The 15,540-nt window shown below is 74.3% G+C and carries 15 protein-coding genes; 7 read left to right on the plus strand and 8 right to left on the minus strand.

Going from position 1 to position 15,540, the window contains the following annotated elements; translation table 11 throughout:
- Positions 1-69 precede the first annotated feature (69 nt).
- The 3 genes from BCD49_RS04255 to BCD49_RS04265 are packed head-to-tail and all read right to left on the minus strand — an operon-like array spanning position 70 to position 3,281.
- Positions 70-765, minus strand: a complete 696-nt coding sequence (locus BCD49_RS04255; protein WP_083401243.1) for a TetR family transcriptional regulator — start codon at positions 763-765, stop codon at positions 70-72.
- A gap of 44 nt (positions 766-809) precedes the next feature.
- On the minus strand, positions 810-2,267 hold the full coding sequence (locus BCD49_RS04260) for an MFS transporter (protein ID WP_106410274.1): 1,458 nt from the start codon (positions 2,265-2,267) through the stop codon (positions 810-812).
- Between the two features lie 6 nt (positions 2,268-2,273).
- The gene (locus BCD49_RS04265) at positions 2,274-3,281 is read right to left on the minus strand and encodes an alpha/beta fold hydrolase (RefSeq protein WP_198536041.1); all 1,008 of its coding nucleotides are present in this window, start codon (positions 3,279-3,281) and stop codon (positions 2,274-2,276) included.
- Positions 3,282-3,498: 217 nt separating this feature from the next.
- On the opposite strand from BCD49_RS04265, the gene BCD49_RS04270 reads away from it, so the two are divergent.
- Together BCD49_RS04270 and BCD49_RS04275 are read left to right on the plus strand one after the other, a co-directional pair.
- Complete coding sequence (locus BCD49_RS04270) at positions 3,499-4,362, plus strand: LLM class F420-dependent oxidoreductase (protein ID WP_007509482.1); 864 nt, start codon at positions 3,499-3,501, stop codon at positions 4,360-4,362.
- A gap of 117 nt (positions 4,363-4,479) precedes the next feature.
- The gene (locus BCD49_RS04275; protein ID WP_007509481.1) at positions 4,480-4,962 is read left to right on the plus strand and encodes a hypothetical protein; all 483 of its coding nucleotides are present in this window, start codon (positions 4,480-4,482) and stop codon (positions 4,960-4,962) included.
- Between the two features lie 12 nt (positions 4,963-4,974).
- On the opposite strand, the gene BCD49_RS04280 is transcribed toward BCD49_RS04275, so the two are convergent.
- The 3 genes from BCD49_RS04280 to BCD49_RS04290 form a co-directional block, all read right to left on the minus strand.
- A complete protein-coding gene (locus BCD49_RS04280; protein ID WP_007509479.1) occupies positions 4,975-6,144 on the minus strand; it encodes a bifunctional RNase H/acid phosphatase in 1,170 nt (389 codons plus the stop codon).
- A gap of 11 nt (positions 6,145-6,155) precedes the next feature.
- On the minus strand, positions 6,156-6,899 hold the full coding sequence (locus BCD49_RS04285; protein WP_007509477.1) for a zinc ribbon domain-containing protein: 744 nt from the start codon (positions 6,897-6,899) through the stop codon (positions 6,156-6,158).
- A gap of 74 nt (positions 6,900-6,973) precedes the next feature.
- Positions 6,974-7,888 carry a Nif3-like dinuclear metal center hexameric protein gene (locus BCD49_RS04290; protein WP_007509475.1) on the minus strand — a complete coding sequence of 305 codons (915 nt, stop codon included), beginning with the start codon at positions 7,886-7,888 and terminating at the stop codon, positions 6,974-6,976.
- Positions 7,889-8,077: 189 nt separating this feature from the next.
- On the opposite strand from BCD49_RS04290, the gene BCD49_RS04295 reads away from it, so the two are divergent.
- Positions 8,078-8,332: a hypothetical protein gene (locus tag BCD49_RS04295; RefSeq protein WP_007509474.1), complete on the plus strand. Its 255-nt coding sequence runs from the start codon at positions 8,078-8,080 to the stop codon at positions 8,330-8,332.
- A gap of 202 nt (positions 8,333-8,534) precedes the next feature.
- Positions 8,535-10,760: a hypothetical protein gene (locus BCD49_RS04300; protein WP_007509472.1), complete on the plus strand. Its 2,226-nt coding sequence runs from the start codon at positions 8,535-8,537 to the stop codon at positions 10,758-10,760.
- Here the strand turns inward: BCD49_RS04300 and BCD49_RS04305 are convergent.
- Entirely contained in the window at positions 10,757-12,586 is a 1,830-nt protein-coding gene (locus BCD49_RS04305; protein WP_007509470.1) for a deaminase, read from the minus strand. The genes BCD49_RS04300 and BCD49_RS04305 overlap by 4 nt on opposite strands.
- A gap of 286 nt (positions 12,587-12,872) precedes the next feature.
- On the opposite strand from BCD49_RS04305, the gene BCD49_RS04310 reads away from it, so the two are divergent.
- Both BCD49_RS04310 and BCD49_RS04315 read left to right on the plus strand, forming a co-directional pair.
- Positions 12,873-13,229, plus strand: coding sequence for a hypothetical protein (locus BCD49_RS04310; RefSeq protein WP_007509468.1), 357 nt, complete (start codon positions 12,873-12,875; stop codon positions 13,227-13,229).
- Between the two features lie 200 nt (positions 13,230-13,429).
- The gene (locus BCD49_RS04315) at positions 13,430-14,155 is read left to right on the plus strand and encodes an LON peptidase substrate-binding domain-containing protein (protein ID WP_007509466.1); all 726 of its coding nucleotides are present in this window, start codon (positions 13,430-13,432) and stop codon (positions 14,153-14,155) included.
- Between the two features lie 28 nt (positions 14,156-14,183).
- Here BCD49_RS04315 and BCD49_RS04320 read toward each other — a convergent pair whose 3' ends face one another.
- Positions 14,184-14,840 carry a TetR/AcrR family transcriptional regulator gene (locus tag BCD49_RS04320; RefSeq protein ID WP_007509464.1) on the minus strand — a complete coding sequence of 219 codons (657 nt, stop codon included), beginning with the start codon at positions 14,838-14,840 and terminating at the stop codon, positions 14,184-14,186.
- A gap of 264 nt (positions 14,841-15,104) precedes the next feature.
- Here BCD49_RS04320 and BCD49_RS04325 point away from each other — a divergent pair.
- On the plus strand, positions 15,105-15,540 hold a 436-nt coding region (locus tag BCD49_RS04325; protein ID WP_131803366.1), incomplete at its 3' end, for an aromatic ring-hydroxylating oxygenase subunit alpha.

Here is a 15,540-nt window from a genome sequence, read left to right on the forward strand (position 1 = left end):
GGAAGTGTCACCCTCGAACCTGTGCGGGCGTGTCCGGCGCGCGTGCAGGCTGACGGGACGGGATGACCGTCAGCGGCGGCCGAGGACCGTGTCGAGCAGGGCCTGGGCGTACCCGCCGAGCTCCTCGGGATCGGCGGCGGCCAGCGCGGGCAGCGTGCCGGCGGTCCGCGCGACGCCGATCCCGAGCAGAACGACGGTGGCGAGCTCGGCGCGCAGCTCGCTGCCGGGGCCGCCCGGCGGCTCGGCGGCGGCACGCAGCAGGGGGAGCACCCGCTCCCGCACCCGCTGGGCGGTCGCGGCCCTGGCCGCGTCGTCCAGGTCGCAGCGGAACACGTTCTGGCCCGCCGTGGTCGCCGGACCCCCCGCCCACCGCTCCACCATCCGGGCGAGCAGCCCGGCCAGCTCGTCGGCCGCCCGCCGGCGGGCCTCGGCGTCGTCCTCGTTGTCGTTCTCGTCGACGACCGGGTCGGCGGCGGCGACCGGGTCGGYGGCGAGGACCGGGTCGGCGGCGAGGACGGCGCGGTAGAGGCCGTCCTTTCCGCCGTAGTAGCGCGCGACCAGCGCCGCGTCGAGGCCGGCCCGCTCGGCGACGGCCCGCAGCGAGGTGCCGGCGTAGCCGCGCTCGGCGAACAGCTCCGCGGCGGCGGCGAGCAGCCGCTCCCGGCTTCGCCGGGCATCCCGCCGCCGGATCGTCCCCGTCGCCGCGGCCTCGCCACCGCCCCTGGCCGCCCGCTCGGCGCGGTCCACGTGCTCCGCGCGGTCCATGCGGTCCGCCCGGTCCGAGTGGCCCACGACGGGGCCGCCGGGAGTYACGGGGCCGTCCCCGCCCCGCCCCCGGCGGCGAGCACCGGAGCAACCCCGCTGCGCTGCAGACCGCCGGCGCGCAGCACCAGCCCGAGCAGGGCGCCGAGCAGGCTGACCAGGCCGAGCATGAGGAACGCCGCCGTGTAGCCCGCGTCGCGGGGCAGCAGGGCACCGGCCGGCGTGAAGCCGGCCAGCAACGAGGCGGCCAGCGCGCTGCCCATCGAGCCTCCCACCACCCGCATGGCCTGGTTGACGCTGGTGGCGCTGCCGGTCTCGGCCAGCGGCACGTGCGTGATGATAAGCGTCGGCATGGCGGCGAAGGCGGTACCGATGCCGACGCCGAGCAGGCCCGTGGCGACCGCGACCTCGGCGAGGTGCCCACGCCAGCCGGCCAACCCCAGGCTCGCGGCCGCGACCACCAGGCCGCCGAGCACCAGCACGGCGGCAGTGCCGAAGCGGCGTTCGACGACCCGCGCCGCCCTGGTCGCGATCAGCGTCCCCACCGACACCGGCATGATCATCAGGCCGGCCAGCAGGACCCCACCGCCGAAGCCGTACCCGGCGGACAGCGGCGTCTCGACCAGCCGGATCACCAGCGACACCGCGCCGAACATCCCGAAGCCCATGAACACGGCGGCGCCGTTGCTGACCATCACCGGCAGTGGGCGCAGGTAACGCAGGTCGACGAGCGGCGCGCGGCTGGTCCGCTCGACGGCCAGCCAGCCAGCCGCGAGCACCACCCCGCCGGCGAACAGGCCCAGCACCGGCGCCGACCCCCAGCCCCAGCGCGGTGCCTGGCTGAACCCCAGCAGCACCGCGCCGAGCGCCAGCCCGATCAGTGCCGCGCCGGGGACGTCGAACGGCCGGGGCCGCTCGTCGCCCGGCGCGGACAGCCGGGTGGCGGCGCCGGCGCGCGGCACCGCGACGGCGATCAGGGTGATCGCGGCGGCGGTCAGCAGGGCGGCGAACCAGAACGCGTAGCGGTAGTCGACCCGGTCGGCGATCGCCCCCGTGAGCGGGTAGCCCAGGCCCGTGCCGCTGGCGACGCTCACCGACAGCACGGCGACCACCCGCACGCCGCTCGCCTTCGGCAGGAATTCGCGCGCCGTCGCGAACGTCAGCGGCATGAGGCCCAGGCCGAATCCCATCAGCGCCCGGCCGACGACCAGCTGCGGGAAGTTCCACGCCGTCGCCGCGACGACCGCCCCGGCGAGCACCGAGCCGAGGCCGCCCATCAGGACGCCCTTGCGGCGCGGCCCGTCACCGAGCCGGCCGAGCGTCGGGCCCGCGACCGCGCCGACGAGCAGGGTGACGGTGAGGATCCACTGCGCGGCGACGAACGAGACGTGGTGCTCGTGCACGATCAGCGGGATGAGCGGTGTGCCCAGCGTCCCGATCAGCGAGACGACCAGGCCGGTGTAGACCAGCGTCCCCACCAGGAGCCGCGGTCGGGCAGCCGCCACGGCCGGTCAGCGCTGCGGCAGCGCGGGCAGGCGGTCGAGGAAGGCGCCGAGGCGGCCGGCGAAGACGTCGTTGTCGTCGCCCGCGACCATGTGGCCGGCGCCGGTGACGTCGACGTACTCGGCGTGCGGGATGAGCGTGAGCAGCTCGGCGACGCCCTCCTCGCTGACGATGTCCGACTGCTTGCCGCGCACCAGCAGGACCGGGACCCGGATCGAGCGGGCCGCGTCGCGCAGCCGGTCGCTCTGGATCGCCCGCTCCGCCTCGGCGAGGAAGTCCTGCGAGGTCGCCTCGGCGCCCCCAGCGGCGCTCGAAGCGCCAGAAGCGCCCGAGTCGCCGGGGTCGCCCGCGTCGAGGACGTCGTGGCCGAGCTCGCGGCGAGCCTCCTCACGGATCTTCATGAAGGCCGGGTCCCAGTGCCAGTGCCAGCGGCCGTCACGCAGCCGCAGGTTCTTCTTCAGGCCCTCCTGGCTCGGCGGCCGCTTGCGGTTCGGGTTGTACGCGGCGATCGCCTCGGCGGCCTCCTCCAGGCTCGCGAACCCGTTCGGCGCCGACGTCATGAACTCGAAGATGTGCTTGATGCCCGCCGGCTCGATGCGCGGGGTGATGTCGACGAGGACCAGCGCCCGGCCGAGCTCCGGGTCGCGCGCCTGCGCGACCAGCGCGGTGATCCCGCCCATCGAAGCGCCGACCAGCACCGGCGGCTCGCCGAGCTGGCGGACGATCTCACCGAGGTCGTCGGCCATGGCGACGTGGCTGTAGTCCTGCGCCGGGTCCCAGTCGCTGTCGCCGTGGCCGCGGGCGTCCAGCGCGATGGCGGTCCAGCCGAGCTCGGCCATCCGCTCGCCGGTGCGCCGCCACGAGTGCCGGGTCTGCCCGCCGCCGTGCAGCAGCAGCACGACCCCGCGGCTGGTGCCCGCCGGCGGCTCCCACCGGTCCCCCGCGAGCCGCAGCCCGGCCACGCCGAAGGTGCACGTGTTCGCCGAAGGCCGCCTTCCTTGCTCCTGGACGCTCACAGCCACCCCTTTTTCGCCCCCGCGCCGCCGCGGGGCGCGTCATGCCCCGGGCGGGCGGCAGTGCCGCCCGACATCTCAGCAAACCACGTCATCCCTCGGTGACATCCGCCGATGTCACCCGGGGACGACGTGTGGGCAGGCTCACGGCCCGCTCTATACGGTCAACGCGACCGGTCGGGTATCTCGCCCTGACCACACCCGAGGAGGCGCGGCCACGATGGATCTTGGTGGAGTCGGCATCTGGAATGCCCAGCTGCGCTACGGCGCCCCCGGCCCGGCCGCCGAGGCCGCGGCCGAGCTCGACGAGCTCGGCTACCGGGCGATCTGGATCCCGGACACCGGCGGGCCGGTGTTCGACGCGCTGGAGAACCTGCTCGCGGCGACGCACCGCACCACCATCGCCACCGGGATCCTCAATCTCTGGATGCACGAACCCGCCGACGTCGCCGCCTCGCGGGCGGCGCTCACCGACAAGTTCGGCGGCCGGCTGCTGCTCGGGATCGGAGTGAGCCACGCGCCGCTCATCGACCAGATCAAGGAGCCCGGCCGCTACCGGGCGCCACTGCGGGCGATGACGAGCTTCCTCGACGGCCTCGACGCCGCCACGCCGCCGGTGCCGGTGGCCGACCGGGTGCTCGCCGCCCTCGGCCCGAAGATGCTCGAGCTCGCCCGCACCCGGGCCGGCGGCGCGCACCCATACCTGGTCAGCCCGGAGCACACCGCGATCGCGCGCGAGGCGCTGGGGACCGGGCCGCTGCTGGCGCCGGAGCAGACCGTCGTCCTGACCGACGACCGGGTCGTCGGCCTGGGGATCGCCCGCCAGTTCCTGGCCGGCTACCTGCAGCTTCCGAACTACGCGAACAACCTGCGCAGGCTCGGGTTCACCAACGAAGACCTGTTCTCCATCACCGACCGCCTCGTGGACGCCACGGTCGTCATCGGGGACGAAGCCGCCATCGCGCGGCGGGTGGCGGAGCACCGCGCCGCCGGCGCCGACCACGTCTGCGTCCAGGTCCTCACCGCCGACAGCTCCCTCCCCCGCGAGGAATGGCGCCGGCTGGCGCCCGCCCTGCTCAGCTGACCAACCCGCCGGCGGGTGCCGTCGCCCTCGAACCGGTTCGGTCACCGGCTGTCCGGGATTGGCCAGTTCCGGGACGAGGGGGCGGCGCGCTACCGTTGCGGCGGGAGGTGGCCTCTGGTGACCGGGCAGACCACTGAGGGTGCACGGGACCGGCCCAGTTGGGACGTGCCGGTGGAGCTGCTGGTCGTCCTCGGCCCGGGCATCGACGGCCCCGCCGCCCCCGCGCCGCCCCGGCGCTCGACGCCGGGCACCGCGACCCCACCGCCGCCCACCCGGCCGCTGACGGCGCTCGAGGCGCTGCGCCAGCTCGTGCCGGTGACGCTGGACTACCCACCGCGGCTGGCGCTGGTCCCGCTGCCGCCCCGGGCCGCCGGCCGGATCGCCGAGCAGCCCTACATCGTCGGCGTCTACACGGAGGCCCCGCCGCCGGCAGTCCTGGCGACGCTGCGCCCGGCCGAACGGCTCTTCGTCGACGCGTGGCTGCTGCGCGTCGAGGATCGCGTCTACCGTCGCAAGCGCCATCGCCACGGCGAGGGTCTCCCCTGGGACGCCCCCGGCCACGAGCCCCCCGACGCACCGGGCTCGGCCGTCCCAGCGTAGCGGGGAGACCCCTTACTCTCCGGCCAGGGACCCGTCGGCGAGGTGGCTGACGTCGTTGAAGGCGTGCAGGACGGCGGGGCCGTCGGCATACCAGGCGATCGTCGTCAGCGACGCCAGGTCCAGGTGCAGCCGGTAGAAGACGGCGGGCCCGGCGGCGAGTGCCAGCGACGCGGCCGACTTGATCGGCCCCATGTGGGTGACGACGAGCAGCCGCCCGCCGGGGAAGGCGGCGCGATGCGCCGCGAGCGCGGCGTCGACGCGCTCGATCGTGGCCGCGAGGCTCTCTCCGCCGGGCGGCGGCACGGCCGGGTCCGCGAGCCAGGCGGACAGCTCGTCGGGGTGACGCTCGCGGGCCTCGGCGAAGGTCAGTCCCTCCCAAATACCGAAGTCCGTCTCCCGCAGCTGTTCGTCGACGACGAACGCGACCTCGTCGCGCCCCGGCGCGGGGACGAGCCCGCCGTGGGCCGCCTCCGCCGTCTGGCGGGCGCGCTTGAGCGGCGAGCAGATCACCGCGTCGAACGCCTCGCCGCGCAGCCGCGCGGCCGCGGCGGCGGCCTGGGCGTGACCGACGTCGGTCAGCGCCGCGTCGACCGTCCCGCCGAAACGCTTCTCGATCGACACCGGGGTCTGCCCGTGGCGCAGCAGCACGGTCCAGGTCGGGGGCGCCGGCGGCGCCACCCAGCCCGACAGCCGCCGGGTCGACGGCGCGGGCGTCGGGGCCGGGTCCGGGGACTGGGGCGTGGAGGGCTCCCAGACGCGGCCGGCGGCGGCCGCGTCCATGGCCTCGTTCGCGAGCCGGTCGGCGTCCTTGTTGCGCTCCCGGGGGATCCAGCGGTAGCGGACGGGAGCCGACCGGGCCGCGGCGAGCTCGCCGGCCTCGGCGGCCAGCGGCCGCATCGACGGGTGCTTGATCTTCCAGCGGCCGCTCATCTGCTCGACGACGAGCTTCGAGTCCATCCGGACCTCGACGTCGGCGTCCGGGGCGACCTCGGCGGCGGCCCGCAGACCGGCGATCAGGCCCTGGTACTCGGCGACGTTGTTCGTCGCGACGCCGATCGCGCCGGCCCGCTCGGCGAGCACCGCGCCGCTGTCGGCGTCGCGGACCACCGCGCCGTAGCCGGCCGGGCCCGGGTTGCCCCGCGACCCGCCGTCGGCCTCGACGACGATCCGGGCGCCTGGCACCGCGACCGCCACTAGATCCCCGACTCCGCGGTCCGGACGAGGATGCGCCGGCACTCCTCGCAGCGCAGCACCTCGTCGGCCGGGCTGTCCGCGAGGATGCGCAGATCCGCGCCGGAGAGCTCCAGGTGGCAGCCCTCGCAGCGGCGGCGCACCAGCTTCGCCGCGCCCACGCCGTTCGACGTCGACCGGATCCGCTCGTAGAGGGTCACCAGCGGCACCGGCAGCGCCGGGGCGAGCGTCTCGCGCTCCTGGCGCGTCTCGGCGGCCTGGGCGTCGATCTCGGCGAACGCCTCGTCGCGGCGGGCCGCGGAGGTGTCCAGCTCGGCCTGGACCCGGTCGCGCTCGGCGACGAGCTTCGCCAGCCGCGTGTCGAGCTCCTCGGCCGCCTCCATCTTCTCCAGCGCCTCGTCCTCCAGCACCCCCTGCCGGCGGGCGAGTGAGGCGAGCTCGGACTGCAGGTTCTCCAGCTCGCGGGCGTTGCTGACCTGGCCGGCGTCCAGGCGGCGACGGTCGCGGTCGGCGCGGGAGCGCACCAGGTCGATCTCGTCGTCGAGCTTGCGCTGCGTGCGGGCGAGGTCGGAGATCTCGGTCTCGACCCGGACGATGTCGGCGCGCAGTGAGTCGATCACCTTGGTGCGCTCGGCGATGACGGCGAGCTCGGGCAGGTCGCGGCGGCGGGCCGCCAGCCGGTCCAGGCCCGAGTCGAGGGTCTGTAGGTCGAGGAGCCGGAGCTGGGTGGCTGGGTCGGCCTTCATGGTCTCCTCGCGGCGAGCTTCGCGGGTCGGGCAGGGACAGGTGCAGGGACAGGCAAGGCGGGGCGGGCGGCCGGCTACGGCGTCCGGGGTGGGGTGCCCTGGGGGACGTGCAGCCGCCACGGGTCGGTGACGAGCGTCGACACCGACGTGACCACGGTACGGCCGGTGGCGGACAACGCGGCGGCAAGCCGCTCGGCCGCGTAGGCGAGCCACGGCCACTCGCTGGCCCAGTGGGCGACGTCGACGATCGCGACGCCGTGCGCGGCGACGGCGTCGAGCACGTGGTGGTGGCGCCCGTCGGCGGTGAGGAAGGCGTCCGCGCCGGCGGCGTCCGCCGCGGCGGCGAGCTCGCCCCCGGAGCCGCCGCAGACCGCTACCCGGCGCACCGGCCGGTCCGGGTCGCCGGTGGCCCGCACGCCGCCGGCGGTCGTCGGCAGCGCGGCTGCGACCCGGGCGCAGAACGCCGACAGCGGCTCGGCCTCGGGCAGCTCGCCGAGCCGGCCGTGCCCCGGGTGGTCGGGGCCCTCGGCCAGCGGGCGCACGTCGGTGAGGCCGAGCGCGGCCGCGAGGGCGTCGTTGACGCCGGCACAGGCCACATCGGCATTCGTGTGGGCGGTGAACAGTGCCGCCCCGCCGCGGATGAGGGTGGTGACGACCCGCCCGCCGGCGGTCGTCGCCGCGACGCCGTGCACGCCGCGCAGGAACAGGGGGTGGTGGGTGACGAGCAGACCCGCGCCGAGCGCCACCGCCTCGGCGGCCACCTCGACGGTCGGGTCGACCGCGAAGTGGACGTGACCCACGTGCGCGCCCAGCTCACCGACGGACAGGCCCACGGCGTCCCACGACTCGGCGAACCCCGGCGGGTAGGCGTCCTCGATCGCGGCCACGCAGTCGGCGACGGTCACGACGCCGGCGGCGGGCGCACGGCTGGGAGTGACCACGCCGCCGCCGCCCGTGTCGTCACCCGTCGTGTCCGCTTGGTTGTTCATCAGCGCGACCCTACCGGGGGCCGGATACGCCAAATCGCAACGCCGTAAGTTCACTGACGGTGCGGACTGTCCGGGCCGAACGAGGCGCATCGTCCGCTTCTTCGCGTTCTTCGCGCCTCGCCCGGCTTCATGGCAAATCGGCTGGGCAGTCCGGGACCCATTACGTCCACGACGAAGGGAGACGGCCACATGGCCGACGTGTCGGTGCGCTTCCAGGTCGCCGGTGACTCCGAGATCGTGCTCAACCTGGCCACCGGACAGGCGGTGCGCCTGGTCGAGGCGATCATGCGCAAGGTCTCCGAGGCCATGAGTGCGCAGGCCGCCGCCCAGGGCGGGGCCGGAGCGATCTCGCCGGGGATGCCCATGCAGATGCCGGGCTGGCCGGACATGAACTCCGGGCCTTCCACCGGCGGCGGCCCACCGCACCGCCTGCCGCCCGGCTGACCGAGGCGGGTCGGATTGGCAAGAACCTGCCACACCTGGCCGCTCGCGGCGGCGTGTCTCCTGGCTGCCGATAGCCGATAGCTGCCGAGTAGGGCGAAAGTGCCCGTCCGACCCGGAGCGGCACGGTACAAATCCCGACAGCAGTCCACAGTGCTCCCTACTGCTCCCCACTGCTTATCCACGAGAGGACGAAGGATCGACTATGGCGGGGGATGTTCCGGCCGACGAGCGGGTGTTGATCGCGCCCGGCGCCACCGGGTCTTCTGGGGCGAGCGGAGCCGGCGTGCGCGCGGCGTCCGACGATCAGCTGGCCACGCCGGCCGCCGGCTCCCTCGCGCAGCCGGCGGGCCAGGGCCCCGCGAGCCCYGCCGCCGTCGCCACCGGGGAGCGCGTCCTGCACCGCTACGGCCGGGTGCAGGTCCTCGGCACCCTCGGCACTCCCGGCTCCCGCGGCACTCCCGGTGTCGCCGGTGGGCAGCCGGCGGGCACGGAGCGGTCGACGCCGCGGGCCGCGGCCGTGGCGGACGACCACCACGACCGCGCCGCCGTCGGCTCGACCGACGGGTCGGTCGTCGCGACGACGGGCCTCGCCGCCGGGCTGGACCGGACCGAGACCCTCGGCCTCGAGGCGTTCCGGCTGCGGGCCAGCGCCGCCTACCGGCGGGGCAAACAGGAGCGCCCGCGCGACGGGCAGCTGTGGGACATGGAGCACGCCTGCACCGACATCGCGCCACCCCGGGGGGCTGCCGCGCGTGTCCGCCCACCGGCCGCGTCCCGCTCCACCGTCGCCGCCGTCGCCCCCGACGGCACCTCCACCCCGGGCGACGTGGGCGCCGCGCCCCTGAGCTCCTACCTGGAGGGCAGCGTCGCCGTCGGCCTGGTCCTCGTCGAGGGACCCACCGCCGACCTGCAGTTCACCGCGGCCGAGCGGACGAAGGTCGTCGCCGAGGCGCAGAACGGCCTGTCCTGGCTCGCCGCCGCCAACCCGGCCGCCGACGTCACCTTCAGCTACGACATCCAGATCGTCCGGCTCAGCCAGGCCGCCGACCCGTCCCAGGACGACCTGGAGGCGTACTGGCGCGACCCGACGATGGCCAAGCTCGGCTACCAGGCGAACTTCGACGGCGTCTACGACTACGCCGACGTCGTCCGCGGCCAGCTCGGCACCCGCTGGGGCTACGTCATCTTCGTCACCAAGTACCCGGTGCGCTACTTCGCCTACGCGGCCATCGGTGGGCCGCGGCTCGTGCTGACGTACGACAACGACGGCTGGGGCCCGGACAACCTCGACCGGGTGATCGCCCACGAGTCATGCCACATCTTCGGCGCGGTCGACGAGTACGCGTCGTCGGGCTGCGACTGCGGCGGCGCCTGGGGCCGGTTCGGTGTGCCCAACGGCAACTGCGACGCCTGCGCCGCCGCCCCTGTCGACTGCCTGATGCGTGGCAACACGTTCAACTTCTGCCGGTACACCCCGGCACACGTCGGCTGGGGCCGGGGCGCCGCCGGCAACCCGCTCCTCATCCAGGCCAAGGGTCTGGGACAGCTCGGCAACTTCGAGCTGCTCACCGCCTCGTCGTTCTCGGGCCTCACCCACCGGTGGGAGAACTTCGACCAGGCGGGCTTCCCCTGGGAGGACCCCTTCCAGACCGCCCAGGTGCTCGGCCGCCTCGACGCCGTGTCGATGGTCCAGAGCACCCTGCAGGCGCCGGGGCCGCTGGAGACCGTCGTGCGGGCCGGTGTCGACCTGCACTTCCTGTGGCGGGACAGCACCAGCTCGTTCGCCTGGTCGAAGCCCGCCCGGATCGCCACCGGCGCCGCCGGCACGCACTCGCTGGTGCAGAGCCGGTACGGCGCCCGGGGCAACTTCGAGATGCTCTTCCCGTCGACCGGCGTCGGCCTCATGCACATGTGGCGCAATCATGACGTCTTCGGCTTCCCCTGGAGCAACCCGCGCCAACTGCTGACCGAGCTCGGCCACGTCGACGCCGTCAGCCTCATCCAGGGCAGCCGGGGCGGCGGCGTCGGCAGCCTGGAGGCCGTCGTCCGGGTGGGCAGCCGGCTGCTGCACATCTGGCGCGACCAGACCGCCGCGGCCGCCTGGCACGTCACGGTCGCCTTCGCCGACGGCGTCGCCGGCAACCCGGTGTTGATCGAGAGCGTCTTCGGGACCTCGCGCAACTTCGAGGTCGTCGTCCCGAGCGCGAGCGGCGGCCTGATCCACTACTGGCGGAACAACAGCGCCTTCGGCACTCCGTGGAGCGGCCCACGCCCGTTCGCGACGAACCTGGGGCGGGTCGACGGGGTGACGATGATCCAGAGCACCTTCCAGGGCCACCTGGAGGTCGTGGCCCGCGTCGGCGACCGCCTCCACCAGATGTTCCGCGACGCCGCCGGCAACTGGTTCCCCGCCAGCCGCATCGCCTAGCGCTGGCCGGCGGCGGGGCGCTCCCGCGTCCCGCCGTTGTCCAGCGTGGAGGCGATGGTGTCGAGAAGGCTCTCCAGGTCGGCGAGCGGGGCGCAGGCGGAGCGGGGCCGGGGGCCGGGCAGCGCGGCGAGGACCCGCATCTCGGTGACCAGGCGGGTCAGGCCGTCGGTCTCGGCGAACGCCGGGTCGCTGATGCTCGGGCGCAGGGCCGCCTCGTGGGCACGCCAGATCACGGCCCGGCCGTCGAGGCGGATCCGCTCGCCGCGGGCGCGCCGCACGTCGTCGGCCTTGCGCGGCACCCAGGAGAACAGGTCCGACAGGCGGTGGTGGGAGAAGCCGGAGAACGGCTCGAACGACACCCGGTCGGTACGCGCGGTCGGCTCGGGGAACAGGTCGATCGCGTCGCGGTGCAGCTCGCCGCCCTTGCTCTTGTGGTACGGCTCCAGGTAGACGACCCGGGCCAGGCCGGAGGCGATGATGTTGCGGGTGCATTCGTGGCAGGGCAGCGTCGTGCTGTAGAGGGTGCCGCCCTCGATCGCGATCCCGCGGCGGGCGGCGGAGGTGATCGCCACCATCTCGGCGTGCGTGGTCCGGCCGTACTCGATGACGTCGAACAGGTCCGCGTCGCGGATGTTCTCGTCGTTGATGGCCAGTTCGGTGAGCTCCGCGACGGTGCGCTGGCGCAGTTCGGGGGTGAACCAGCCTGCGCGCAGCCGGGCCAGCAGGTCGGCGAGGATCTGCGCCCGGATGCCGTCGGAGGCGTCCAGGCCGGCCATGAACTCGCGCCCGTCCGGCTGGCTCTCGGTGTGGTAGTAGCCGCCGCCGGCCTTCGGCACCTCGTTCGCGCCGACCGCGACGATCTGCTCGTCCACCATGATCGCGGTGCCGACGCGGCGGGCCAGCACGGCCGTGGTGAGCGAGCCCCGGTAGGCCGCGGCCATGCCCAGCTCGTCCATCGTCAGCGTGTGGAACGGGTGGCTGTGGATGCACTCGACCAGGCGGCGCACGTGCCGGCGGGTCTGCGTCGGGTCGTCGCAGCGGACGAACAGGTCGCAGCGCTCCAGCGCCGCCGACGACGACAGCCGCAGCCCGCGCCCGACCGGTGCCGAGGTCAGGCTGGTCGCCAGGCCGAAGTCGCGGTCCACGGCGTGGGTCGCGGCCCGCTCGGCGTCGGTCGCGGCCAGCCCGGCACTGCGCTCGAACAGCTGCGCGAGCATCCTGGCCCGCTCCGGGCGCGGCGCGTCGCACGCGATGAAGAAGGCGCGCCGGCCGTAGACCTGGCGCAGCGTCTCCACCTCGGCCTTGTGGGTCAGGCTGTCGAGAACGAACGCGCGCGGGCGGGTGTGGTCGATGCCGTCGCCACCCCGGATCTCGTGGATCTCCCGCACCCCGGCGAGCGCGACCGCGTCCGCCCGGCCCAGCCGCGCCCGCAGCTGGTCGCCCGCGTCCATCAGCAGCTCACGCCGCGTCGGCTCGTCCGCCGGCCGTGCCACGGCCTTGGACGGACCCGCGAGCCGGAGCTTGCCGGGGGCGACGCCGGCGGCACCGGCCAGACCGGCGTCGTCACGGCCGGCGCTGTCGCGGTCCGCGCTGTCACGGTCCGCGCTGTCGCGGTCGGCGTCGTCACGGCCGGGCGTCAGCCGCGTGAGCAGGGCGTCCAGATCGATCCGGAAGACCTGGTAGTTCGCGGCCGCGAGCGCGGCGTGCAGCTCCTGGAGCACGGGCGCCGTCTCCGTGCCGACGGTCCGCACGATCCCGAACACCAGCTCCGGCGTACGCAGGTGCTCGGCGAGCCCGATCCGGCACCCACCCTCGTCGTCCGCCATGATCTCCTTGCCGGTTCGGCGTCCCCGTCGGACACCGCGTTCCGTCCACCCTGTCAGCCCACCMTGTCAGCGTCCCCTCGGGTCCCGCAACGCGGTCTCCCCCGGCTCTCCCGGCTGGCCCCGGGCGGCTCCGGGCTGGTCGGCCACGGCGGCCCGGCCCAGCTGGTTCGTCGTCGAGCTAGCCCTGGCCGGTTGCGGGCGATATCCCAGGGCATTCCTGTCCGGGGCCGGTGCCCGATGCGTCCGGCTCCACGAACGTGGCAGGTCGCGAGCCTGGGAGGTCGCGATGGAAGTAGAGCGAGCACCGATCGAGGTGCTGTTCACGTGCCGGCGCTGYCAGCTGGAGTGGCGGCAGGCCTATGAGGTGGTCCGGTGGACCGGATACGAGGGCGACGTCGTCGAGACGTACTTCCGCCGGGGGATACCGGTGCCCTCGCCGAAGCTGGGCCAGCGCTGCCCACGGTGCGCCAGCCTGAACGTGGCCTGGACGGACGCCTCGTTCCTGCCGCCGCGGCGCGCCACCCGGCCCGTCGAACCGGTCGTGAGCTCCCGCTGGTCCACGCCCGAGCCAAAGCGGGCCCCGCTCCGGTTCTTCACCCGCGCCGCCCACCAGCGTGAGCCGCTGACCCGCCGCTTCCCGTAGCCGCGCGCCCTGAACCCCGGAGACCACGGCCAGGCCGGCCTGGCGACCATCGGACGAGCGACGGGTAAACGGTGCCCAAACCAGGGCATAAGACCCGTCGGGCCACCCCCGCCCTGGCCAGACCGACGGAGAGGGGCGGGGGCGGGGCGTCGAGGCCCGCGCGGTGGGACGATAGGACGAAGGGGACGGAGGCGACCAGTGTGACGGACGAATCGACGGAGCCAGGTGAGGCGCCCGGCGACCTGGGCGGCGAGCCGGCGACCGAGCGGCTGGCGTTGTTCCCGCTCGGAACGGTGCTGCTGCCCGGACTGCTGCTGCCGCTGCAGATCTTCGAGCCCCGCTACCGGGAGCTGGTCGGCGAGCTGCTCGACCTGCCGGAACAGGCACCGCGCGCGTTCGGCGTCGTCGCGATCCGGCACGGCCGCGAGGTCGGCCCGCAGCATCCCGAGCTCTACGACGTCGGCTGCTCGGCGGTGCTGCGCCGGGCCGAGCGGCTCCCGGACGGCCGGTACTCGCTGATGACCGTGGGCGAGCGCCGGTTCACGATCCACTCGGTCGACACCGAGAGCCGGCCCTACCTGATCGGCGAGGTGGCCTACCTGGCCGACGCCGCCGGCGACACCGCGGGCGCGCTCGTGCCGTCGGTGCAGGCCCTGCTGCGCGAGTACACCACCAGGCTGGCCGAGAAGAAGGCGCTGGAGATCCGCCTGCCCGACCTGCCCGACGACCCGGTGGCGCTGTCCTACCTGGTCGCCGCCGCGGTCGTGCCGGACATCGCGCACCGCCAGGAGCTGCTCGAGGCCCCGGACGCGCACAGCCGGCTGCGCGCCGAGCAGGCCATGCTGCGCCGCGAGCTGGCGCTGCTGACCACGATCACCACGGTCAGCTCCCCCGGTCTCGCCCGGATCCCGCCCAGCCTGAACTAGCCAGCCCGAAATCCAGCCAGCCTGACACCTAGGGCGAGAGCGGGGCCGGGGTCTCGCGGATGCGCAGGCCGTTGAGGAACAGGTCGACGGCGTGTTGGATGTGCGCCTCCTCGACCTCGGGCCGGCGATGGATTCCGTAGGCGGCAAGCCAGGCCGGCATGGCGCCGACCATGGCGAAGAACTGCTCGGCGGCGATCTCGACGTCGCGGACGACGATCGTGCCTGCGTGCTCGTGCCTGCGCAGCAGATCCATGATCACTCGTATCCTCGGCGTCCAGGTGATGGCCTGGGAGCTCGCGGCGAAGTCGGGGAACCGGGCGGACTCGGCGATCGCCATCCGGCTGAGCCGAACCAGATCCGGGTCGACGGACCGCGCCAGGATGGCGCGCGCGATCGTCTCCAGGCTGGCGGCGAGGTCGTCCGGCAGCGGTTCCAGGGCTCCTTCGTCCCGTTCCAGCCGCGTCAGCGCCCACGAGCTCACGGCGATGAAGAGCGCGCGCTTGTCGGAGTAGCGGGCGTAGAGCGTGCCCTTGGTGACGCCGGCGGCCTGCGCGACCGCCTCCATGCTGGTGCCGTCGTACCCGTTCTCCAGGAACGCGTCGACGGCCGCGCGCCGGATCCGGTCGGTCAGTCGGGCCGCCTGCGTCGACGTCGGCCGCCCTGAGCGGGATCGCTCCCTCCCCACCTCAGACACCACCCGACAACCCTACGGTCCCGCCCGTTTCGGGCGACGGTGCGCGACGGCCACGGGGCACGGGCCGCGTGTGACGAGCACGGGCCGGGTGCGACGGGCAGGGGCCGCGGGCGCCGGGCGGGAGCCAGCGGCGCCGGCGTCCGCGTCCGGCCGGTTGACCTAAATCGTACGGGACCGTATGGTTAATCAACCGGACGGCACCGTACGATTTTCGGCCGCTGGCCCGCTGCCACGACCGACTCGGGAGGCAGATCGATGGCGCACTTCCCCAAACCCGCCGAGGGCAGCTGGACCGAGCACTTCCCGAGCCTCGGCACCGGCTTCGTCTCGTTCGAGGACTCGATCTCGCCCGAGTACTACGAGGTCGAGCGCAAGGCGATCTTCCAGCACACCTGGCTGAACGTCGGCCGCGTCGAGCAGATCCCGAAGACCGGCAGCTACTTCACCAAGGAGATCCACGCCGCCCGCACGTCGGTGATCGTCGTCCGGGACGCCGATGGCGGGGTCCGCGCGTTCCACAACATCTGCCGCCATCGCGGTAACAAGCTGGTCTGGCAGGAGAACCCGGGCGAGGAAGTCAGCGGCACGGCCCGCCAGTTCATCTGCAAGTACCACGCCTGGCGTTACGGCCTCGACGGCGCGTGCACGTTCGTGCAGCAGGAGTCGGAGTTCTTCGACCTCGACAAGGCGA

This window comes from Pseudofrankia sp. EUN1h (assembly GCF_001854645.1).
Lineage (GTDB): Bacteria > Actinomycetota > Actinomycetes > Frankiales > Frankiaceae > Pseudofrankia > Pseudofrankia saprophytica.